This window comes from Variovorax sp. HJSM1_2 (genome assembly GCF_049316285.1).
Classification (GTDB): Bacteria; Pseudomonadota; Gammaproteobacteria; order Burkholderiales; family Burkholderiaceae_C; genus Rhodoferax_B.
This window is the reverse complement of sequence record NZ_JBMOXA010000001.1, coordinates 367769-388268: the sequence shown is the minus strand read 5'-3', so window position 1 is coordinate 388268 and position 20500 is coordinate 367769. Positions and strand designations below refer to the sequence as shown.

Below are 20500 nucleotides of genomic sequence, written 5' to 3'. Positions count from 1 at the left end.
AGTGATTCCCATGAAGCCACATTTCAAATTGCTGGGCACAGCACTCAGTACAAGCCTTTCGACGCTGAGCATGGCCCTGGCCATGAGCCTGGGCTCGGCCGCTGTACAGGCCAAGACCTTCACCTGGACGGCCTCGGCCGACGCCTTGTCGATGGACCCGTACTCGACCAACAACTCGTTCACCAACGCCTTCATGGCCAACATCTACGAAGGCCTGGTGCGCTTCAACGACAAGGTGGAAATCGAGCCCGCGCTGGCCGAATCGTGGAGCAACGTCAGCCCCACCGTCTGGCGCTTCAAGCTGCGCCAGGGCGTGAAGTTCCATAATGGCGAGACCATGACCGCCGACGACGTGGTCTTCAGCTGGCAACGTGTACAAACACCGGGCTCGATCTCCAAGCTCAACCTGGCCGACGTGAAGGACGTGCGCAAGGTCGACGCCCATACCGTGGACGTGGAGACCAAGGCGCCGTTCCCGCTGCTGCTCAATGAACTGCTGAACCTGGGCATCATGAGCAAGTCGTGGAGCGAGGCCAACAACGCCAAGGACGCCAGCGACCTGCAGCAGAAGAAAGAAAACTTCGCCAACCGCAACACCAATGGCACGGGCCCGTTCATGGTCAAGTCGCGCGAGGTCGATGTCAAAACCGTGCTGGCGGCCAACCCCAACTGGTGGGACAAACCCAAGCACAACCTGAGCGACGTGGTGTTCACCCCGATCCAATCGGATGCCACACGCACTTCGTCGCTGCTGTCGGGTGCGCTCGACGCCACCGTCAACGTGCCGCTGCAAGACGTGCAGCGCATCAACAGCTCGGGCAACTTCACCGTGGTCCAAGGCCCTGAACTGCGTACCATCTTCCTGGGCATGGACCAGTTCCGCGACGAGTTGCTGTATTCGGACGTCAAGGGCAAGAACCCGTTCAAGGACATCCGTGTGCGCAAGGCGCTGTACCAGGCGATTGATGTCGACGCCATCAAGCGCTCGGTGATGCGTGGTGTGTCGTGGCCTTCGGGTTCGGTGCTGGCACCACAACTCAACGGCGCACCGAAAAACAATGCACGCATACTGCCGTTCAACGCCGATGCCTCGAAGAAACTGCTGGCCGAAGCCGGTTACCCCGAGGGTTTTACCGTTGGCATGCAGTGCCCGAACAACCGCTACGTGTACGACGAGCAGATCTGCCTGGCCATCATCTCCATGCTGGGCCGCGTGGGCATCAAGATCACACCGCAGATCGAACCCGTGGCCAAGTGGAACGTGCGCCTGAACACCATGGACGTGTCGCTCTACATGGTGGGCCATGCCGGCCTGCCCATGGCCGACTCGTATGCTCTGCTGTATGACGTGGCCGCCACACGTACCGCCAACGCCGGTGGCTTAAACGCCGGCCGTTACTCCAACCCGGCCTTCGACGCTGTGCTGCCCAAGATCGCCGCAGAGCTGGACATGGGCAAACGCAACACGCTGATGGCCGAAGCCGAAGGCATTCTGCGCAACGACGTGGGCTACATCCCGCTGCACCAGCAACCCATTACCTGGGCCGCACGCAAGGGCGTGGAACTGAAGCAAGCGCCCGACAACCAGTTGCGCCTGTGGCTGGTCACGGCACCTTGAGGGGGTAAATCTTTCTACTGCGCGGGCCGATCTGGCGCCTGTGGTGCTGGCCGCACAGGTGTACGGCTACTCTCCTAGACACCACCTCGACCCGCTCACTGCGAAATCTTGACCCCTCAAGTCCGTCACGAAAAAAGCAAGGTGGGCAGCCTCGGCGCCCACCACTCCCCACCTACCTGAGGGCAGCCCCATGCTCCGCTTTCTCTCAACCCGCCTGTGGAACGGCCTGCTGGTGATGATCGGCGTGTCGTTCATCTCCTTTCTGCTGTTCAGCTACATCGGCGACCCGGTCAACAACCTGCTGGGCGAAACCGCCACGCTGGCGCAAAAAGACGCGCTGCGGGCTTCGCTAGGCCTGGACCAGCCGCTGATCGTGCGCTTCTTCAAATACCTCGGGCTTGCGTTGCAGGGCGAGTTCGGCATTTCCTACCGCAATCTGGAGCCCGTGGGCCAACTGCTGCTGTCGCGTGTGCCGGCGACGCTGGAACTAAGCCTGTGCGCCGCCGTCCTGGCGCTGGGCGTGGGCATCCCCATGGGCGTTTACGCCGGCATCAAGCGCCACTCCTGGCTGGCGCAGGGCATGCAAGTTGTGTCGCTCATAGGCATCTCGGTGCCTTCGTTCCTCACCGGCATCATTTTGATTTTGATCTTCTCGGTCGAACTCAACTGGCTGCCCGCGTTTGGCCGTGGCGACGTGGTGCGCTTCGGCGCCTGGAGCAGCGGCTTTTTCACCGTCAGCGGCTGGAAGTCGCTGGTCATGCCGGCCATCACCCTGGCGCTGTTCCAGCTCACCCTGTTCATGCGCCTGGTGCGCTCGGAAATGATGGAAGTGCTGCGCACCGACTACATCAAGTTTGCGCGTGCACGCGGCGTGGTCGACCGTTCCATCCACTTCCACCACGCACTAAAGAACACGCTGATCCCGGTGATCACCGTGGCCGGCCTGCAGCTCGGCTCGCTGATCGCGTTCTCCATCATCACCGAGACCGTGTTCCAGTGGCCAGGCATGGGTTTGCTCATCATCCAGGCCATCACCTTCGGCGACATTCCGGTGATCGCCGCCTACCTGATGTTGATTGCGTTGTTGTTCGTGATCATCAACGCCGTTGTTGACCTCTTGTACTTCCAAGTCGACCCACGCGTGAGGCTTGCTTAATGTGGAACACCCCCCAGTCTTCGCGCACTGCGTGTCGCTGCGCCCTCCCCCTTGCAGGGGGCAACACCTGCGGCCCGGCAAAGCCGGTTCCGCGGTGTTTGCCCACAAGCATCACACCACGTTCTCTCGTCAACGGCATCCACGCATGGGAGCACCTAACATGACCGCTACAAGCATCTCGCCAATAGAGGCCCCGCCTTCCGCCTGGCACCGATTCCTGGACAGCGATTTCGTCTACAGCTTCAAACGCTCGCCGATTGCCATCGTCTCGTCGCTGGTGTTGCTGCTGTTTGTGCTGGTGGCCTTGTTGGCGCCCTGGCTGGCGCCGCAGAATCCGTTTGATCCAGCCGAGCTGGACTTGCTGAATGCGCGCCTGCCCCCCATGTGGATTGAAGGCGGGCAGATGAAGTTTCCGCTTGGCACCGATGGCCAGGGGCGCGACCTGTTATCGGTGTTGATGTATGGCCTGCGCATCTCGCTGTTGGTGAGTTTTTGTGCCACCTTGTTCTCGCTGGTGGTGGGGGTGACGCTGGGCCTGGTGAGCGGCTACGCCGGTGGCCGCATAGACAACCTCATCATGCGCCTGGCCGACATGCAGCTGAGCTTTCCGACCATCCTGGTGGCGCTGCTGATCGACGGCCTCTCGCGTTCGTTGCTGCCACGTTCACTACACGAGCAACTGGCGCTGTTTGTGGTGATCTTCGCCATTGGCATCTCCACCTGGGTGCAGTACGCACGCACGGTGCGCGGCGCCACGCTGGTCGAGAAGTCCAAGGACTACGTGCACGCCGCCAAGCTGATCGGCATGGGGCCGCTGCGTATCTTGTTCCGCCATGTGTTGCCCAACGTGCTGGGGCCGGTGCTGGTGATCGCCACGCTGTCGCTGGGCCTGGGCATCCTGACCGAGGCCACGCTGAGTTTTCTGGGCCTGGGTGTGCCGCCCACATCACCATCGCTGGGCACGCTGATCCGTGTGGGCAACGAGGTGTTGTTCTCGGGTGAATGGTGGGTCACGGTAATGCCCGGTGTTTGCCTGGTGCTGCTGGTGCTGGCCATCAACCTGCTGGGCGACTGGCTGCGCGATGTTTTTAACCCAAAGCTGAAATGAGCACGACCATGTCAACACAAGCTGTTTTGACCGTCCAAGGTCTGCGCGTTGAAATCCCCACCCGGCGCGGCGTGCTGCTGGCCCTGGACGACATCAACTTCTCCATCGCTCCGGGCGAAATCCTCGGTTTTGTGGGCGAGTCCGGTGCCGGCAAGTCACTCACCGGCATGGCCATCCTGGGCCTGCTCGACCCACCCGGCCGCGTGGCCAGCGGCGAGATCCACCTGGGCGAGCGGCGCATCGACAATCTCTCGCAGCGCGACATGCGCAAGGTGCGTGGCAAGGAAATCGGCGCCGTTTTCCAAGACCCGCTGATGAGCCTCAACCCCTTGCTGCAGATCGGCGAGCAACTGACGGAAACCATCCGCACCCACCTGCCGGTGTCGCAAGAAGAAGCCGAGCAGCGTGCGCTGGGCTTGATGCGCGCCGTGGGCATTCCGGCCCCCGAGGCACGCTTCACCGCCTACCCGCACCAGTTCTCGGGCGGCATGCGCCAACGCATCGTGATTGCGCTGGCCTTGTGCGCCGAGCCGCGCCTGGTGGTGGCCGACGAGCCGACCACCGCGCTCGACGTGTCGATTCAAGCGCAGGTGCTGCAACTGCTGCGCCAACTGTGCCGCGACAAAGGCACGTCTATGCTGTTGGTCACGCACGACATGGGTGTCATCGCCGAAACCGCCGACCGCGTGGCCGTGATGTATGCCGGCCGTATTGTGGAAATCGGCCCGGTGGAAGACGTGATCCGCAACCCGGTACACCCCTACACACGCGGCCTGATGGGCGCCATTCCCTCGCTCCAACGCGTGACCGGCCCGCTGGCCCAGATCGACGGCGCCATGCCACGCCTCAACGCCCGCCCCATCGGCTGCGCCTTCAACCCTCGCTGCCCCAGCGCCACCGACCAATGCCGCGAGGCCAGCCCACGGCTGGAACAAGTGCAGGGGCAGGCGCAACGCCAGGTCGCCTGCTGGCTGGCTTCTGCCACGCCCGCCGCGCCCGCTGAACTGGAGGCCGCATGAACGCTGTGCTGAAAGAACCCATGGACGAAACCCTCGAAGCCATTTCTAACGCCCCCATCAGCCTGACGGCGAACAACATCACACGGCACTTCCCCGTCGGTGGTGGATTGCTGCGCGGCAAACTCGGCGCGGGCAAATCCGTCAAAGCGGTCGATGGCGTGAGCTTCAAGATCAGGCGCGGCGAAACCTTCAGCCTAGTGGGTGAATCGGGCTGCGGCAAGTCCACCCTGGCGCGGCTGGTGGCGGGGCTGGATGCGCCCAGCAGCGGCAACATCGCGTTTGCCGATGCCGGGCAGCGCGAGCACCGCATCCAGATGATCTTTCAAGATCCCTATGCTTCGCTGAACCCCCGCTACCGCATTGGCACGGCCATCGCCGAACCGATTCGTTTTCAGAAGCTGCTGCCCGAAGCCCAGGTGATGCCACGGGTGCACGAGCTGCTGCGCCAGGTAGGTCTGGCGGCCGCCGATGCGCAGAAGTTTCCGCACGAGTTTTCGGGCGGCCAGCGCCAGCGTGTGTCCATCGCACGTGCCCTGGCGGGCAACCCCAGCTTTTTGGTGTGTGACGAGCCAACCTCGGCGCTCGACGTCTCGGTGCAGGCGCAAATCCTGAACCTGCTGCGCCGCCTGCAAGAGCAACTGGGGTTGACCTGCCTGTTCATCAGCCACAACCTGGCGGTGATCAACTACGTCTCGCACGATGTGGGCGTGATGTACCTGGGCCGCCTGGCCGAAGTGGCGCCCACACGGGTGTTGTTTGAAGCGCCCAAACACCCCTACACCCAGTTGCTGCTGGCCGCGCTGCCGCAACTCGACACACGTGGCCGCGACAAGTCACCCATCACCGGCGAGATCCCCAGCCCGCTAGCCCCACCTTCGGGCTGCACCTTCCACCCGCGCTGCCCACACGCCAACGACCGCTGCAAGGCCGAGAAGCCCGAACTCCAGGCCCAGCCCGATGGTTCGCAAGTGGCCTGCCACGCCGTACAAGAACGCCGCATCCCGGTGCTGTTCCACACCTCTTGAAAGTTGAGCATGTCTGAAGACAAAACCCAAATCCAGATGATTGACCTGTTGATAACACACGGCACCGTGATCACCGTGGACGGCGCGCGCCGTGTGATCGAAGATGGCGCCGTGGCCGTGCAAGGCGACCGCATCGTGGCCGTGGGCGACACCGCCGAGTTGCAGGCGCGCTACCGTGCGACCAAGACCCTCAACGCCTTTCGCAAGGCGGTATTGCCCGGCCTGATCGATGGCCACGCCCACGCCGGCCACGGCCTGCTCAAGACCATGGGCGGTGGCGACTCCGGTGCCTGGATGGACGCCTGCCAAAGCATCTACACCGTGGGCTCGGACGAAGAATTCTGGTACGCCGAAGCCAAGCTCGCCGCATTGGAGCGCCTGAAGTGTGGCACCACCACCGGCGTCTGCCTGTTTGGCGGTGGCGACAGCATCATGCGTGTGGACGACCCACGCTACGCCACACGCCACTGCGATGCCATCAGCGAGACCGGCACACGTTCGGTGCTGGCCGTAGGCCCATCGCGCCCACCGGCACCACGCACCTACGCCACGTGGGATGGCGACACGCGCACCGACCGAGAGATCTCTTACGAGCAGATGTTCGACACCTGCGAAACCGTCATCACCACACAGCACGGCCGCGCCGATGGCCGTGTGAACATCTGCGTCACGCTGCCGGTCTACCACCCCGACCAGGAACCCGAGCAACGCCAATACGAGCACCTGTTCTACGACCAGGCCAGCCAGTACATGGGCCTGGCAAAACGCCATGGCGTGGGTTTCACACAAGACGGCCACCGCAGCGGCAGCCTGAAGCTGGCCCAGGGCATGGGCCTGCTGGGCGAGCGTTCGTACATGTCGCACTCCATCGACCTCACACCCGACGACATTGCGGCGTGTGCGGCCACCAGCACCAGCATCATCCACAACCCCAGCGCCATCATGTCCATCCGGGGCCGCTGCCCCGTGCCCGAGTTGCTGGACGCGGGTGTCACCGTGGCCCTGGGTTCGGACGGCATCGCCCCGGATCGCAGCTACGACATGTTCCGCCACATGTTCCAGTGCATGCACTACCACCGCCGCCACTTCCGCGACGCGGGGGTGTTGCCACACGGCAAGGTGCTGGAGATGGTGACCATAGACGCCGCACGCGCCATTGGCCTGGGTGATGAAATCGGCTCGCTTGAAGTCGGCAAAAAGGCCGACATCATCCTGGTCGACCTGTTCAAGCCACACATGATGCCGCTGAACATGCCGGTCTACCGCGTCACCAGTTTCGCCAACGGCGCCGATGTGACCCACACCATCGTCAACGGCAAGGTGTTGATGGAAGACGGCAAGGTCAACACCGTGAACGAGGCCGAAGTGATGGAACTGGCGCAGGTGGCCACCGACAAGATGATTGCGCGCACCGGCTTGCAGCACCTGCTGACGGCGCCTGAGACGCTGTGGCGCGGCTCGCATTACTGAGTGTTTTCTGGAACGCTGTCTCGACCCCAATCCAATTCAAACATCGCAAGAGGAACCCATGGCTGAACACACCGTCGTTCTCAAACTCAACCAGCAGCAGTTGGAGCTGCTCGACCGCACCGTTGGCAAAGGCGTGGCCGCAGATCGCGAAGCTTTGGTGAAGCTGGCCCTGCGTGAATACGCTGCAAAACTTGCCCAAGACGGCGCCAAGGAAGTGGCAGCCGCGACAGGAGTAGCAGCATGAACACACGTGAACTCATCACCACCTGGGTGCTCGAGCCCGGCACCGGCAAAGCCATTGAACTGTTACGTGGCCAGATCCTGCGCATAGAGCAGATCGAAGGCAACCAGTGTGTTGACTTCAACTGCTTCAACCTGCACGACTACAAGGAAAGCATGCACACCGGCCGCACCCGTACCGTGCATGGCCTGAGCCCTACCAGCGGCCACTTCATGTGGTCGGCGCCACCGCGCGAACGCGCCATGGCATTTATCTTGGAAGACACGGTGAACTGCAACGACGTGATGTTTCCACGCTGCAGTGCCAACCTGTACGAGGGTGTTTACGGCCTGCCGGTGCACACCAACTGCCACGACATCCAGGCCGAAGCGCAACGCGAATACGGCTTGACGCCCGACGACGTGCACGACTCGTTCAACCTGTTCATGCGCACCGGCGTACGCCCAACCGGCGAGCTGTTCATCGAGCGGCAAAACTCCAAACCCGGTGACCACATCGATCTGTTGGCGCTGATGGACCTGCTTGCCGTGCCCAACATCTGCGGCGCCGACATCATGCGCACCAGCAACTTCTCCATCAAGCCGGTGCGTCTCTCGATCTACCAGGCCACAGAGCAAGACATGGCCGCCGTGCCACCGCTGAGCCACTGGGCCACACAACGCACACCCGCCGATTTCCGCAACAGCAAAATCAAGGCCGACCGCGAGCTGCGCCGCGACCCCGACTACGCTCCCGCGTTCACCAACGTGCCCATCGTCTACAACGACTACCCCGTGAGCTTGAACGACCAGGAGTTCGCGCTGCTGCAGCAACACGCGCGCCGCGACCTCTACGGCAAAGACGATGGCGCGGCCCTGCGCGACATCGTCTACAGCTGGTGGGAAGAACGCTTCATCAAGAAAACCATTGGCCATGCAGATTGATTTCGCCACCCTGACGGCCTACCAGCGCTACAAGCTGATGGCCAGCTTGATCGTGCCAAGGCCGATTGCCTTGGTCACCACGCAAAACGACCAGGGCGTGGTCAACGCGGCGCCGTTCAGCATGTTCAACATGCTGGGCGAAGACCCGCCGATTCTGATGATCAGCATCAACAAGCTGCAAGACCACCACCTCAAGGACACCTCGGCCAACATCCTGGCCAACGGTGAATTTGTGGTGCACATTGCCGACGAACCCATGGCTCTGCAAATGCACCGCTGCGGCGAAACCCTGCCCTCCACACGCAGCGAACTCGACCACGTGGGCCTGAGCACCGCGCCCTCACAAGCCGTGCGGCCGCCACGCATTGCCGAGTCGCCAGTGGCGTTTGAATGCAAACTATCGGAGACACTGGAGACGAACAGCCGCCACATCTTCATTGGCCAGGTGTTGTGGCTACACGCGCGTGAAGACCTGATAGACACCGAGCGTTACCGCGTGCGGCTGCAAAACTACTTTCCGGTAGCCCGCTTCGGCGCCAGCTACTACGTGCGCACCCGCGACCGCTTCTCGATGGAGCCCGAGAAAGAAGCCGCCGAGTCCAACCCCATAGACGAAATCGAATAAAAATGCCTTCATCAAAAGTTATCCGCAACGTTCGTCCACTAGGCGCTGCCGCCGTCGATGTGCTGGTCAGCGACGGCAAAATTGCCGCGCTGTTGCCCGCCGGTAGCGCCGACCCTGGACTGCCCACACTGGTCGATGGCCAGGGCCAATTGCTGCTGCCAGCCTTTGTTGAAAGCCATACCCATTTCGACAAGTCACTGTGGAACACCCCATGGCGCCCCAACAGTGCCGGCCCCACACGCAACCACCGCATCAGCAACGAACACACGGTTCTCAAAGATTTCAAAGTGCCTATGGCCGAGCGCGCCGGCCCTCTCATAGAGCATTGCATCACACGCGGCTCGCTCTACTTCCGCAGCCACCTCGACACCCAAACCATCTGGGGCATTCAGCACGTAGAAGCCATGCTCGCGCTGCGTGAAAAGTACCAACACCTGATAGACCTGCAACTCGTGGCCTTCCCACAAGGCGGCATGTTGATTGCCCCAGGCACCGTAGAGCTGATGCAACAGGCGCTGGACCTGGGTGTGGACGTGGTCGGCGGCATAGATCCCGCGGGCATAGACCGCGACCCGATTCGCCACTTGACGACCATCTTCGAACTTGCCACACGCTACCAACGCGGCATAGACATCCACCTGCACGACCTGGGCGAACTTGGCCGTTGGGAGATAGAGCGCATCTGCGACATGACCGAAGAGATGGGCCTGCAAGGCCAGGTGCTGATCAGCCACGGTTACTCGCTGGGTGCGTTTCCACCGGTCGAGCTGTTTGCGCTGGCCGACCGCCTGGCCGAGTTGAACATCTCGGTCATGACCTGCGCGCCGCCGGCCGTCACCGTGCCGCCCGTGGCCATGCTGCGCAGCCGTGGCGTGAACGTGTGCTCGGGCTCTGACGGCATACGCGACGCGTGGAGCCCCATGGGCAACGGCGACATGCTGGAGCGCGCCATGTTGATAGCGCTGCGCTTCGGCTGGAGCAAGGACGAAGACCTGGCCATGGCATTCGACGTGGTGACACAAGGCGGCGCACGCGCGCTAAACATTGCCGACTACGGCCTCGAGGTAGGCAACGCGGCCAACCTGTTGTTGCTGCCGGCCGAGAACCTGGCCGAGGCGGTGGTCAACCGGCCGCTGCAGCGCACCGTGATCAGCCGTGGCCAAGTGGTGGCACGCGACGGCGTTTTTTGTGGGCCCTTGATAGGCCGCTAAGCCAAGATGCGCACCCTGCTCAAAGCGGCCTGTGTGGTCGGTTTCGACGGCCGGTCACACGTGTTCTGGCGCAACGGCGAAGTGGTGTTCTCGGGCAACACCATAGAGTTTGTCGGGCGCCATTTCCCGGGCCATGTCGACCGCATGCTGGATTACGGCCAGGCCGTGATCTGCCCCGGCCTGATAGACTTGGACGCACTGGGCGACATAGACTCCGGTGTGCTGGGCGTGGACAACGGCAGCAAGTTCGAGAACGGCCGCCTCTGGTCTGAAGACTACATTCGGCGCGGTCCGCAAGAGGCCTACACACTCGAAGAAGAAATCTTCAAATACCGCTACGCGTTCAGCCACCTGATACGCAACGGCATCACCACCGCGCTGCCCATCACCTCCATGTATTACCGCGCCTGGGCCGAGCGTTACGACGAGTTTGCGGGTGTGGCGGCAGTGGCTGGCGAGTTGGGCATACGTGCCTACCTAGGCCCCTGCTACATGAGCGGCACCACCATTGCGCGGGCAGGTTTCACACCAGGGCAGTTGTGGGATGAAGCACGTGGCCTGGCCGGGTTCGACGATGCGCTGCGCTTCTTCCGGGACTTTGACGGCACACACGGCGGCCTGGTGCGCGGCATGTTTGCGCCCGATCGCATAGAGACCTGCACACCCGCGTTGCTGGCACGCACCGCAGCTGCCAGTGCCGAGTCGAATGCGCCCGTGCGTTTGCACTGCTGCCAGTCGGCGTACGAGTTTGAGACGGTCTTGCAGTTGCGCGGGCACACACCTCTGGGCTGGCTGGAACAGCTGGGCCTGCTCAACCCACGCGCCATCCTGCCGCACGGCATTTACCTCAGTGGCCACCCTGCAGTGTCGGCCAAAGGGTCGGCAGATTGGCAGCGCCTCAAAGCTTCGGGCGCCACCATTGCACACTGCCCCGAGGTGTTCATCCGCAGCGGCGAAGCACTCGATTCGTTTGGCAAATACCAGGCGGCCGGCATCAACCTCGGCCTGGGCACCGACACCTGGCCGCCCGACCTGTTGCAGAACATGCGCACCGGCCTTTATGCCGCGCGGCTGATGGAAGGCAATTCGAATCAAACCAGCATGGCCGACTTGTTCAATGCCGCCACGCTGGGCGGTGCCAAGGCCTTGCGACGCGACGACCTGGGCCGCCTGGCACCGGGGGCGCAAGCCGACATCGTGGTATTTGATCTACAAGGCACACACCTGGGGCCCATCTTCGATCCGCTGAAGAACCTGTTTCTCGCCGGCCGTGGCACAGACTGCCGCGCGAGCTACATCGCCGGGCGCTGTGTGATGGAAGACTTCAAGCTAGGTGGTGTCGATCTACAAGCGCTGCAAGCACAGGCGGATCAACAGTTCAGCAAGCTGCTGGTCAACCAGCAGGCGCGGCGTTTTGATGTTTTGCAAAACACGCCGCTGGTGCAGCCCGTGTTTGCCTGGACGATTGAAAACTAACCGAGATTTCACTCAATTCGGCCATCGCACTCAGCAAGATCTCTCCCCTGTCGTTTTTCCTCGTAACAAGCCGTAAACTAAAAGGTATGTTGAGCCAAACACTTCGATCTATAGGACGAAGGGCGCATTGTCCAAGATGAAATCTAGACCTCGCTGCATCACGTTTGGCTAAAACATTCCCCTATTCAAGGAGGCGACAACCCTCCATGAAAGCAAATACTAATTAAATGTAGCGACTTACTTAAGTCCACCTGCCCTAATCAGCCTCATGAACCCTCTTGGTCACTATTGCGGAAACAGAAACAACAACTTCAATCTACTTCGTTTGATTGCAGCCTCCTTGGTCATTTTTGGGCATTCTTATGCAACCCTTGGTCCGCAAGGAGTTCCCGACTTCATTCAAGCCCATATGAAGTTTGTTTCGGCCGGTCATATTGGAGTACAGATATTTTTCGTGATCAGTGGATTCCTAGTAGCCCAAAGTTTTGTTAATAGACCCCATATTGTTGAATTTTTAACGGCTCGCATTTTAAGAATATTTCCAGGCCTGTTGGTTGCCTTAATATTTACCGTACTTCTTGGGGCGTTAGTAACCACCATTCCTGTCTCCGATTACTTCAGAGACCCAAGGACTTATGATTATCTATCGCAAAATTTTTTACTAAATATTCGATGGGAGCTCCCAGGTGTATTTCAAAAAAATTCCTTTCCCAATGTTGTCAACGGCTCTCTCTGGACCCTTCCAATTGAATTCAAGCTATATCTAATTTTAATGATTTTTGGAGTCGCGGGCGCGCTTAAATTTCGTGCAATAACCAATGTCTGCGCAATGCTTCTTGTCTATTTTCATCTTCAAAAAACCGCAACTTATAATTTAACAGGTGGCGACATAAATGTAGATGACGTTGTTTTTTGCTTTTTGATAGGTGTTTTGTTTTATGCAAATCGTGAAAAGATCATCATATCAATTCGAATAGCGATCGGCTTAATTTTATTGACAGCCTTTTCCATCCACTACGACTACTATACTTTTTTTACGCTGCAAGCTTGCATTGCTTACTTGGTGTTCATTTTTGCATACCACGAAAAACTCCAAGTCAATATCTTCAGACACGCTGACTACTCTTACGGTCTTTATATTTATGCATTCCCTCTCCAGCAAGCTTTAGCTCAAACAGGTAAATTTAATAATTTCGAGCTATATGTAACAGCTTGTTTTGCGGTAACACTGCCGTTTGCAATAGGGTCTTGGGTATTTATTGAAAAGCCTGCGCTTCGTTTGAGAGATCTGGTCCGCAAGCTTTACCCCTTACAGCAGAAGCTTAGCTAGTTTGCATCCAAGTTCTAAGACAGCTCTCGCAGACGCTCCGCTTTGTCGATCAAATTTTGCTAAAGCGCCAAAGCAAAGAAAACGGCCCCTGACTCGCATCAGAGGCCGTCTGTTTTGCTTGAAGCAATGACGTCAGTGCGCGCCCGCCGCCGCATCGGCGCCACCGCCGCCCTTGGCCGGGCGTGTCATCCACACCAGCGGGATCAGCAGCAGGAACAGAATCGCCGAGGCGTAGAACACGTCGTTCACGGCGAGCATGAAGGCTTGCTGGTCCACCAGGCGGTTGATCTGCGCCAGGGCCTGCTCCGGGCTCAGGCCAGCGGCCTGCAAACCCGTGAGTGTGGCGTTGGCCACCTCGCGCCCCTGGCTGACGTTTTCCACCAGTTGGGCGTGGTGCAAGGCGCCACGGTTTTCCCAGATGGTGGTGGCGATGGAAGTGCCCATGGCGCCTGCCGTGATACGCACGAAGTTCGACAAACCCGAGGCCGCGGGAATGCGGTCCGGTGTCAGGCCCGAGAGCGTGATGGTCATCAGCGGGATGAAGAAAAACGCCATGGCCACACCCTGGATGATGGTGGGCACCATGATGGTCGCCTCATCGGCCGAGGTGTTGAAGCCCGAGCGCATCCACAGCACCAAGGCGAAGATCAGGAACGCGGCCGTGGCGTAGCGGCGCGGGTCGATCTTGCCCACGGTTTTGCCGACGATGGGCGACAACACAATCGCCATCCCCCCCACCGGCGCCAGAATCCAGCCGGCCTGGGTGGCGGTGTAGCCCATGTACTGCTGCAGCCACAGCGGCAGCAGCACCACGTTGCCGAAGAACAAGCCATAACCGACCGAAGTGGCCACCGTGCCCGACCAGAAGTTGCGCCGCGCAAACAGCCGCAGGTCGACCACCGGGTGTTCCTCGGTCAGCTCCCAGGCCACAAAGACCAGAAAGCCCACCAAGGCCACCACGGCCAAGGCAATCACCTCGCTGGAATGGAACCAGTCCTGCTCTTTGCCGATGTCCAGCATGGTCTGCATGCAGCCGACCCAGACCACCAGCAGCGCCAGACCAATCTTGTCTATGGGCAATTGCTTGGTCGGCGTTTCACGCTTGTGGTACAGCATCCAGGCCGCAAACGCCGCCATGATGCCTATGGGCACGTTGATGTAGAAGATCCATGGCCAGGAGATGTTGTCGGTGATCCAGCCGCCCAACAGCGGCCCCATCACCGGGGCGACCAGCGTGGTCATGGCCCACATGGCCATGGCCGTGCCGGCCAGGGCCGGTGGGTAGCTGGAGAGCAGCAGGGACTGCGACAACGGAATCATCGGCCCGGCCACAAAGCCCTGCAGGATGCGGAACGCGATCAGCGTATTCATGTTCGGCGCCAGGCCGCACAGCAGCGAGGCGATGACAAACAGCACCACGCTGAAGACAAACAGCCGCACCTGGCCGAAGCGTTGCGACAACCAGCCGGTGAGCGGCACGGCGATGGCGTTGGCCACGGCAAAGCTGGTGATGACCCAGGTGCCCTGGTTGGGGCTGACGCCCAGGTCGCCGGCGATCGCCGGCAGCGACACGTTGGCGATGGAGGTGTCCAGCACGTTCATGAAGGTGGCCGCAGACAGCGCAATCGTGCCCCATGTGCGGGCCGCGCCTTCTAGCGGCGGGTGTGACAGAAGTTTGGCTGGGGTGGACATATGGCCAATCCCTTGTTCGCGACCGCGTTACTGCGCCAGGACCGCAGGGGCCACGGCAGCCAGGTTGCGCGGTGCCGGCACAGCGCTGCCCTGGGCATCATCGGCGGCACCACTCTTAGGTGCGGCTGCCGGTTTGGCCGCCTTGTCCTGCGCCAATGGGCGGCCCAGGTTGGCCGAAATCACGCGGTTGACTTCGGCGTCGGCGCCGCTGTCTATGGTGGCGTAGACCGACGTGCTGGCCACTGGCGCAGCGCGCGGCGCCTCGGCCAAGGACTTGCCGTCTTTCTGCGACACATCGACCGTGGCGTCCATAGACAAACCTACACGCAGCGGGCTGGCCTTGACCTGCTCAGCGTCCAGCGCAATACGCACGGGCACACGTTGCACCACCTTGATCCAGTTGCCGGTGGCGTTTTGTGCCGGCAGCAGGGAAAACGCGGCACCCGTGCCTATGCCCAGGCCGGCCACGGTGCCGGTGTATTCGACCTTCTTGCCGTAGACGTCGGCCGTCAGCTTCACCGGCTGGCCGATACGGATGTTGCGCAGTTGCACTTCCTTGAAGTTGGCATCCACCCACACCTGGCTCAACGGCACCACCGACATCAGCGGTGTGCCGGCGGCCACACGCTGGCCAAGTTGCACCGTGCGCTTGGCCACATAACCATCGACCGGCGATGGCAGGGCCGCACGTTGTTGCGCCAGATAGGCTTCGCGCACCTTGGCCGCTGCGGCCTGCACGCTAGGGTGGCGTTCAACGCTGGTGCCATCGGTCATGGCCTGGTTGCTCAGCAGTTGTTCACGCGCGGCAACAACACCTGCCTCGCTGGCCACCACATTGGCTTTTGCGGCCGCCAGCGCGGCATTGGCGTTGGCCAGTTGGGTCTTGGTGTGGTTCAACTCTTCTTGCGACACCGCGCCATTGCCGGTGAGCGCCTGGCGCCGGCTCAGGTCTTCGGTGGCACGTGCCACTTCGCTTTGGGCGCGCACCACGTCGGTTTGTGCCCGCGTCACGTCAGCGCTGCGCAGATTGATTTGCGCGGCCAGCGTGCCGTTGTTGGCGTACAGCGTGCGCACCTGGCGCACCGCGCCTGCCAGGCCGGCTTCGGCCTGCTGCAGGGCCACACGGGCATCGGCCGGATCCAGCTTGACCAGGGGTTGGCCTGCGGTCACGAAGTCGGTGTCGTCGGCCATGATGGCCATCACCGTGCCACCGATTTGTGGCGTGATCTGGATCACATTGCCCTGCACATAGGCGTTGTCGGTGTTCTCGTAGTGGCTGGCGACCAGCCATTCGTAGGCGGTCCAGGCCAGGCCGGCGACCACCACCACGGCGGCAATGGTGGTCAGCGCCTGGCGGCGCTTGGGGTTGCCTGCGGCGGCAGTGGCGGGAGCGGCGGAGGTTTGTGGTGCGTTCATGATGTGAAGGCTCTCGACGGGGTATGGGGTACGAAATGGATAAAGGAGCGAGCTGAAGCGGCGTTCAGTTCACCAGGCCGGCACTTTTGGTCGCGGCCGTTTGTTCTGCAGGCAATGCCGGTGCGGTGTAACCACCGCCCAGGGCGTGGACCAGGCGCACTTGGGCGTCGAGCAGGCGCGCTTGCAGATCGACCTTCTGGCGGCGTTGGTTGAGCACGATGATTTCCGACGTGAGCACGTTCAAATAAGTGCCCAGGCCTGCCTTGTAGCGCAACACCGAGATATCGTAGGCGCCCTCGCCGGCCTGTTGCGCCAAGACCTGTTCGGCCTGCTGGCGGCGAATCGCGTCCATGGACGCCAGTTGGTCGGCCACATCACGCAAGGCGGCAAGCACGGTGTTGTTGTAGCTTTCCACCGCGGCATCGAGGTCGGCGGTTTTGCCGCGCAGGTTGGCGCGCAAACGCCCGGCGTCGAAGATGGGCAAACGCAGCGCCGGGCCAATGCCCCATTGCTCGCTGCCGGCTTCGGTCAGGCGCCCCAGGCCAATGCTGGAGAGGCCAACAAAGCCCACCAGGTTGATGTTGGGATAGAACTGCGCCTTGGCGCTGGCCACGTCTTGTGTGGCGGCTTCAACACGCCAGCGCGCGGCGGCCACGTCGGCGCGGCGTCCCAGCAGGTCGACCGAGATGTTGCCGGCCAGCGGGAACGGCTGCACCACCGACAGATCGGGCGTGACCAGATTGTCGGCCGCGTGCGGGTTACCCACCAGGTAAGCCAAGGCATTACGTGCCAGCGCAATCTGCTCTTTGTGCTCTTCGATCTGCACCCGGGCTTCGGGCTGGCCACTTTCCGCCTGGCGCAATTCGAGGTTGGTGTCCAGGCCAGCGGAGACGCGGTCGTGCACCAGCTTGAGGGTTTCACCACGCTGGGCCTCGGTGCGTTCAGATACCGCCAGGCGAGCCTGCGAACGCATCAACTGGAAATAGGTTTGCACCACCTGGGTGGCCAGCAGCACACGCGCGGCCTGGGCGTCGGCCTCGGCGGCCTGCGCCGTGCCCAGAGCGGCATCGAGCGCGGCGCGGTTCTTGCCGAAGAAATCTAGCTCCCAACTGCCGTTGAGTTGCAGCGTGCCCGAGTTCCTGATCGAGCCGGCCAGCGGCGCCGGGTACAAGCCATTCTCGGTATAGAGCTGGCGCGTGACGTCGGCCTGCGCGTTGACCTGCGGCAGCAGCGCAGCCCCCGCCACCTCGCTGACCGCCTGGGCCCGTGCCACACGGCTTTGCGCCAGCTTCAGGCTGGGGCTGTTGGCCAGCGCCTGCTCCACCAGGCCGTTGAGCTGGCCGTCACCGTATCCCTGCCACCAGGCAGAGCGGATGCCGGTGCTGGCCGGGTCTTGAAAAGCCAGGCCGAGTTTGGCCGGGTCCAGCGCTTGTGCTTCGGACTTGATGCCCGCGTAATTGGCGCAGGCCGTCAGGGCGGCCAAGGCCGTGGCCGCCAAGCCGAAGCGCAGCGCGCGCGGCAGGCCGGAGGGAATCCATTGCATGTTATGGGTCGTTTTCATGGTTGTTTTTCAGATGCGGAAGAGGCTTCCACGTTTTCCAGAATGCGCTGCAAGAGTCCCGTCAGAGTGCGCCAGTCGCCTTCGGTAAAACCGGCCAGGTAGCGGTTTTGCACATTGCTCAGCACCACCGGGATGTGTTTGGCGGCCTCATGGCCTTCGGCAGTCAACTCGATGTTGACCACACGCCGGTCTTCACTCGAGCGCACGCGCCGGCAAAGGCCCTTGGCTTCCATGCGGTCCAGCAGGCGCGTCATGCCACCCGCGTCAAGCTGGCAACCACGCGCCAGCTCGGCCACGGTGGAAGCGTGCCCCAAATACAGCTTGTACAAGGGCATCCACTGGGCATGGGTCAGGCCCACACCCTCGAGTTGCCGCTCAGCTTCCTGGCTCACCGCCGTGACGATGCGGCGCATGAGATAGCCCACGCTGTTCATAGGCGAATAGTTTTCCGGCTTGTAGAAATCGATCGCCGAAAACGGCTGCGTCCCAGGCGCGGCCGCAGCAGATGCGGCTGTACCGGCAGCACCCGGTACAGCCGCATCGGCCGTGGCGTCTGAAGGAGATTCTGGCTTTGCATTCATGGGCGCGAATATTAATTGACTAGTCATACAATGTCAAGGCATCTAATGCTGCATCATCTTTTGTCTGGGCAATTTTTGAGGCGTATTGGCTACACTCCGTCCATGACCACCCATGCCACCGCCGCCATCACCACGCCCGCCCCGAGCGCAGCAACAACACCCGCCAAGGCTTCGCCCAAGGCGCTGACCGGCCTGTTGCCGTTCTTGCGCCCCTACCGTTGGCGCATCACACTCGCGGGTGTGTTGCTGGTCCTGGCGGCTGCGGCCACGCTGGTGTTTCCGCTGGCCTTGCGCGCCTTGATCGACAACGGCCTGGTGGCGGCACAAGGCGGCCAGGTCGATCCCGGCGCACAACTGCTCGCCTTGCGTGAACATTTCTTCGGACTGTTTGCGGTGGCGGCGGCGCTGGGCTTGTTCTCTGCCGGGCGCTTTTACATGGTGAGCTGGCTCGGTGAACGTGTGACCACCGATTTGCGCAACGCCGTCTACGCCCATGTGGTGCAGCAAAGCCCGGAGTTTTTCGAGACCACACAAACCGGCGAGGTGCTGTCGCGCCTGACCGGCGACACCACCCTGGTGCAGACGGTGGTGGGCTCGTCGCTGAGCATGGGCCTGCGCAATGCGGTCATGGGCCTTGGTGCCTTGGGCATGCTGGTCTGGACCAACCCCTACGTCATGACACAAGTAATGGGGATTCTGTTGCTGGTGGTCTTGCCCAGCGTTTGGTTCGGCAGGCGTGTGCGCAAGCTCTCGCGTGCCAGCCAGGACCGCGTGGCCGACTCCAGCGCCATTGCCGCCGAGGTGCTCAACGCCATTCCGGTGGTACAGAGTTACACCGCTGAAGGCCGCGAGGCAGCGCGTTTCAATGTGTCGTCGACCAACGCGTTCCAGACGGCCGTGAACCGCAGCAAAGCGCGTTCGGTGCTGGTGGCCTTCATCATCATCGCCACGTCGGCGGCCCTGCTGTGGGGCCTGTACCAGGGCACACAGGCCGTGCTGCGTGGCGACATCACCGCCGGCCACCTGGGGCAAACCGTGGTCTACGTGATCATTCTGGCCAGCTCGACCGCCGTGCTGGGCGAAGTCTATGGCGACCTGCTGCGCGCCGCCGGTGCCAGCGAACGGCTGATGGAGCTGCTGAACACCGAGTCGCCCATCACGTCACCAGAGAATCCGGCGGTAGCGCCCGCCCCAGTAGCGGGAAGCGCTATTGTTTTCGACAAGGTAACCTTCCACTACCCGTCGCGCCCCGCCAGCGCCGCGCTCAGCGATTTCAACCTGGCCGTGGCGCCCGGTGAAACCGTGGCGCTGGTCGGCGCCAGCGGCGCGGGCAAGAGCACGGTGTTCCAGTTGCTGCTGCGTTTTTACGACCCCGAATCGGGCCGCATCACACTCGACGGCGTGGCCACCAAGGCCCAGGCCTTGAGCGCCTTGCGCCAGCGCGTGGGCATCGTGCCGCAAGACGCGGTGATCTTCTCGACCAGCGCGCTGGAGAACATACGCTACGGCCGGCCCGAGGCGAGCGACGCCGAAGTGATCGCCGCCGCCCAGGCCGCGTTTGCCGATACCTTCATCCGCGCCCTGCCCGAGGGCTACAACACCTTCCTGGGTGAGCGCGGTGTGCGCCTGTCTGGCGGCCAACGCCAGCGCATCGCCATCGCCCGCGCCATGTTGAAAAATGCGCCGCTGCTGCTGCTCGACGAAGCCACCAGCGCGCTCGATGCCGAAAGCGAGCGCATGGTGCAGGCCGCGCTGGAATCGGCCATGTCGGGCCGTACCACGCTGGTGATTGCGCACCGCCTGGCCACGGTGCAAAAGGCCGATCGCATTGTGGTGCTGGAGCAAGGCCGCATCGTAGAGGTTGGCACACACAACACCTTGGTGGCCGCGGGCGGCGTGTACGCACGCCTGGCAGCGCTGCAATTCACCAACTGAAGGCCGGCCGAGCCAAGGCTGCGCGCAGGGAAAGCCTCTTGCACAAATGGGAATTGCTCTTATCTAGAATAAGCAAGAAGCCATGACGCGATAGCCGCTCGCCCCCTTCGTCC

General features: G+C 61.9%; 17 protein-coding genes. 13 read left to right on the top strand and 4 right to left on the bottom strand.

The annotated features are described in order from the left end of the window. Window positions 1-10: 10 nt before the first annotated feature. From ACFQ95_RS01755 to ACFQ95_RS01700, 12 genes are all read left to right on the top strand, one after another. On the top strand, window positions 11-1618 hold the full coding sequence (locus ACFQ95_RS01755) for an ABC transporter substrate-binding protein (protein WP_422829064.1): 1608 nt from the start codon (window positions 11-13) through the stop codon (window positions 1616-1618). A gap of 190 nt (window positions 1619-1808) precedes the next feature. Beyond that, entirely contained in the window at window positions 1809-2774 is a 966-nt protein-coding gene (locus ACFQ95_RS01750) for an ABC transporter permease (protein ID WP_422829063.1), read from the top strand. A 160-nt stretch (window positions 2775-2934) separates the two neighbouring features. Beyond that, window positions 2935-3882: an ABC transporter permease gene (locus ACFQ95_RS01745; RefSeq protein ID WP_422829062.1), complete on the top strand. Its 948-nt coding sequence runs from the start codon at window positions 2935-2937 to the stop codon at window positions 3880-3882. A gap of 8 nt (window positions 3883-3890) precedes the next feature. After that, window positions 3891-4901, top strand: coding sequence for an ABC transporter ATP-binding protein (locus tag ACFQ95_RS01740; protein ID WP_422829061.1), 1011 nt, complete (start codon window positions 3891-3893; stop codon window positions 4899-4901). Beyond that, window positions 4898-5926 (top strand): ABC transporter ATP-binding protein, encoded by a 1029-nt coding sequence (locus ACFQ95_RS01735; protein WP_422829060.1) that lies wholly within the window; start codon window positions 4898-4900, stop codon window positions 5924-5926. Before ACFQ95_RS01740 ends, ACFQ95_RS01735 begins: the two co-directional genes overlap by 4 nt. A 9-nt stretch (window positions 5927-5935) precedes the next feature. Then, on the top strand, window positions 5936-7396 hold the full coding sequence (locus tag ACFQ95_RS01730) for an amidohydrolase family protein (RefSeq protein ID WP_422829059.1): 1461 nt from the start codon (window positions 5936-5938) through the stop codon (window positions 7394-7396). Window positions 7397-7454: 58 nt separating this feature from the next. After that, window positions 7455-7640: a hypothetical protein gene (locus tag ACFQ95_RS01725; RefSeq protein ID WP_422829058.1), complete on the top strand. Its 186-nt coding sequence runs from the start codon at window positions 7455-7457 to the stop codon at window positions 7638-7640. Further along, entirely contained in the window at window positions 7637-8560 is a 924-nt protein-coding gene (locus ACFQ95_RS01720; RefSeq protein WP_422829057.1) for a DUF1989 domain-containing protein, read from the top strand. Before ACFQ95_RS01725 ends, ACFQ95_RS01720 begins: the two co-directional genes overlap by 4 nt. Next, window positions 8550-9185 (top strand): flavin reductase family protein, encoded by a 636-nt coding sequence (locus tag ACFQ95_RS01715; RefSeq protein WP_422829056.1) that lies wholly within the window; start codon window positions 8550-8552, stop codon window positions 9183-9185. Before ACFQ95_RS01720 ends, ACFQ95_RS01715 begins: the two co-directional genes overlap by 11 nt. Window positions 9186-9187: 2 nt before the next feature. Then, window positions 9188-10396 carry an amidohydrolase family protein gene (locus ACFQ95_RS01710; protein WP_422829055.1) on the top strand — a complete coding sequence of 403 codons (1209 nt, stop codon included), beginning with the start codon at window positions 9188-9190 and terminating at the stop codon, window positions 10394-10396. 6 nt (window positions 10397-10402) lie between these two features. Then, on the top strand, window positions 10403-11872 hold the full coding sequence (locus tag ACFQ95_RS01705; protein ID WP_422829054.1) for an amidohydrolase family protein: 1470 nt from the start codon (window positions 10403-10405) through the stop codon (window positions 11870-11872). A 268-nt stretch (window positions 11873-12140) separates the two neighbouring features. Beyond that, window positions 12141-13202, top strand: a complete 1062-nt coding sequence (locus tag ACFQ95_RS01700) for an acyltransferase family protein (protein WP_422829053.1) — start codon at window positions 12141-12143, stop codon at window positions 13200-13202. A 132-nt stretch (window positions 13203-13334) separates the two neighbouring features. Here the strand turns inward: ACFQ95_RS01700 and ACFQ95_RS01695 are convergent, their stop codons facing one another. The 4 genes from ACFQ95_RS01695 to ACFQ95_RS01680 all read right to left on the bottom strand — a co-directional run bounded on the left by ACFQ95_RS01695 (window position 13335) and on the right by ACFQ95_RS01680 (window position 18452). Next, window positions 13335-14894, bottom strand: a complete 1560-nt coding sequence (locus ACFQ95_RS01695; RefSeq protein ID WP_422829052.1) for a DHA2 family efflux MFS transporter permease subunit — start codon at window positions 14892-14894, stop codon at window positions 13335-13337. A gap of 27 nt (window positions 14895-14921) precedes the next feature. Continuing rightward, on the bottom strand, window positions 14922-16310 hold the full coding sequence (locus ACFQ95_RS01690; RefSeq protein WP_422829051.1) for an efflux RND transporter periplasmic adaptor subunit: 1389 nt from the start codon (window positions 16308-16310) through the stop codon (window positions 14922-14924). Window positions 16311-16374: 64 nt separating this feature from the next. Beyond that, a complete protein-coding gene (locus ACFQ95_RS01685; protein WP_422829050.1) occupies window positions 16375-17871 on the bottom strand; it encodes an efflux transporter outer membrane subunit in 1497 nt (498 codons plus the stop codon). Further along, window positions 17868-18452 (bottom strand): MarR family winged helix-turn-helix transcriptional regulator, encoded by a 585-nt coding sequence (locus ACFQ95_RS01680; protein WP_422829049.1) that lies wholly within the window; start codon window positions 18450-18452, stop codon window positions 17868-17870. Before ACFQ95_RS01680 ends, ACFQ95_RS01685 begins: the two co-directional genes overlap by 4 nt. A gap of 102 nt (window positions 18453-18554) precedes the next feature. Here ACFQ95_RS01680 and ACFQ95_RS01675 point away from each other — a divergent pair, with 102 nt between their 5' ends. Continuing rightward, window positions 18555-20387, top strand: a complete 1833-nt coding sequence (locus tag ACFQ95_RS01675; protein WP_422829048.1) for an ABC transporter transmembrane domain-containing protein — start codon at window positions 18555-18557, stop codon at window positions 20385-20387. The last annotated feature ends 113 nt before the right edge of the window (window positions 20388-20500 follow it).

What these genes read in the sequence shown, in the direction of transcription:
- ACFQ95_RS01755 (WP_422829064.1), top strand. Translation starts at nt 11, where the DNA reads ATGAAGCCACATTTCAAATTGCTGGGCACAGCACTCAGTACAAGCCTT.
- ACFQ95_RS01750 (WP_422829063.1), top strand. Translation starts at nt 1,809, where the DNA reads ATGCTCCGCTTTCTCTCAACCCGCCTGTGGAACGGCCTGCTGGTGATG.
- ACFQ95_RS01745 (WP_422829062.1), top strand. Translation starts at nt 2,935, where the DNA reads ATGACCGCTACAAGCATCTCGCCAATAGAGGCCCCGCCTTCCGCCTGG.
- ACFQ95_RS01740 (WP_422829061.1), top strand. Translation starts at nt 3,891, where the DNA reads ATGTCAACACAAGCTGTTTTGACCGTCCAAGGTCTGCGCGTTGAAATC.
- ACFQ95_RS01735 (WP_422829060.1), top strand. Translation starts at nt 4,898, where the DNA reads ATGAACGCTGTGCTGAAAGAACCCATGGACGAAACCCTCGAAGCCATT.
- ACFQ95_RS01730 (WP_422829059.1), top strand. Translation starts at nt 5,936, where the DNA reads ATGTCTGAAGACAAAACCCAAATCCAGATGATTGACCTGTTGATAACA.
- ACFQ95_RS01725 (WP_422829058.1), top strand. Translation starts at nt 7,455, where the DNA reads ATGGCTGAACACACCGTCGTTCTCAAACTCAACCAGCAGCAGTTGGAG.
- ACFQ95_RS01720 (WP_422829057.1), top strand. Translation starts at nt 7,637, where the DNA reads ATGAACACACGTGAACTCATCACCACCTGGGTGCTCGAGCCCGGCACC.
- ACFQ95_RS01715 (WP_422829056.1), top strand. Translation starts at nt 8,550, where the DNA reads ATGCAGATTGATTTCGCCACCCTGACGGCCTACCAGCGCTACAAGCTG.
- ACFQ95_RS01710 (WP_422829055.1), top strand. Translation starts at nt 9,188, where the DNA reads ATGCCTTCATCAAAAGTTATCCGCAACGTTCGTCCACTAGGCGCTGCC.
- ACFQ95_RS01705 (WP_422829054.1), top strand. Translation starts at nt 10,403, where the DNA reads ATGCGCACCCTGCTCAAAGCGGCCTGTGTGGTCGGTTTCGACGGCCGG.
- ACFQ95_RS01700 (WP_422829053.1), top strand. Translation starts at nt 12,141, where the DNA reads ATGAACCCTCTTGGTCACTATTGCGGAAACAGAAACAACAACTTCAAT.
- ACFQ95_RS01695 (WP_422829052.1), bottom strand. Translation starts at nt 14,894, where the DNA reads ATGTCCACCCCAGCCAAACTTCTGTCACACCCGCCGCTAGAAGGCGCG.
- ACFQ95_RS01690 (WP_422829051.1), bottom strand. Translation starts at nt 16,310, where the DNA reads ATGAACGCACCACAAACCTCCGCCGCTCCCGCCACTGCCGCCGCAGGC.
- ACFQ95_RS01685 (WP_422829050.1), bottom strand. Translation starts at nt 17,871, where the DNA reads ATGAAAACGACCCATAACATGCAATGGATTCCCTCCGGCCTGCCGCGC.
- ACFQ95_RS01680 (WP_422829049.1), bottom strand. Translation starts at nt 18,452, where the DNA reads ATGAATGCAAAGCCAGAATCTCCTTCAGACGCCACGGCCGATGCGGCT.
- ACFQ95_RS01675 (WP_422829048.1), top strand. Translation starts at nt 18,555, where the DNA reads ATGACCACCCATGCCACCGCCGCCATCACCACGCCCGCCCCGAGCGCA.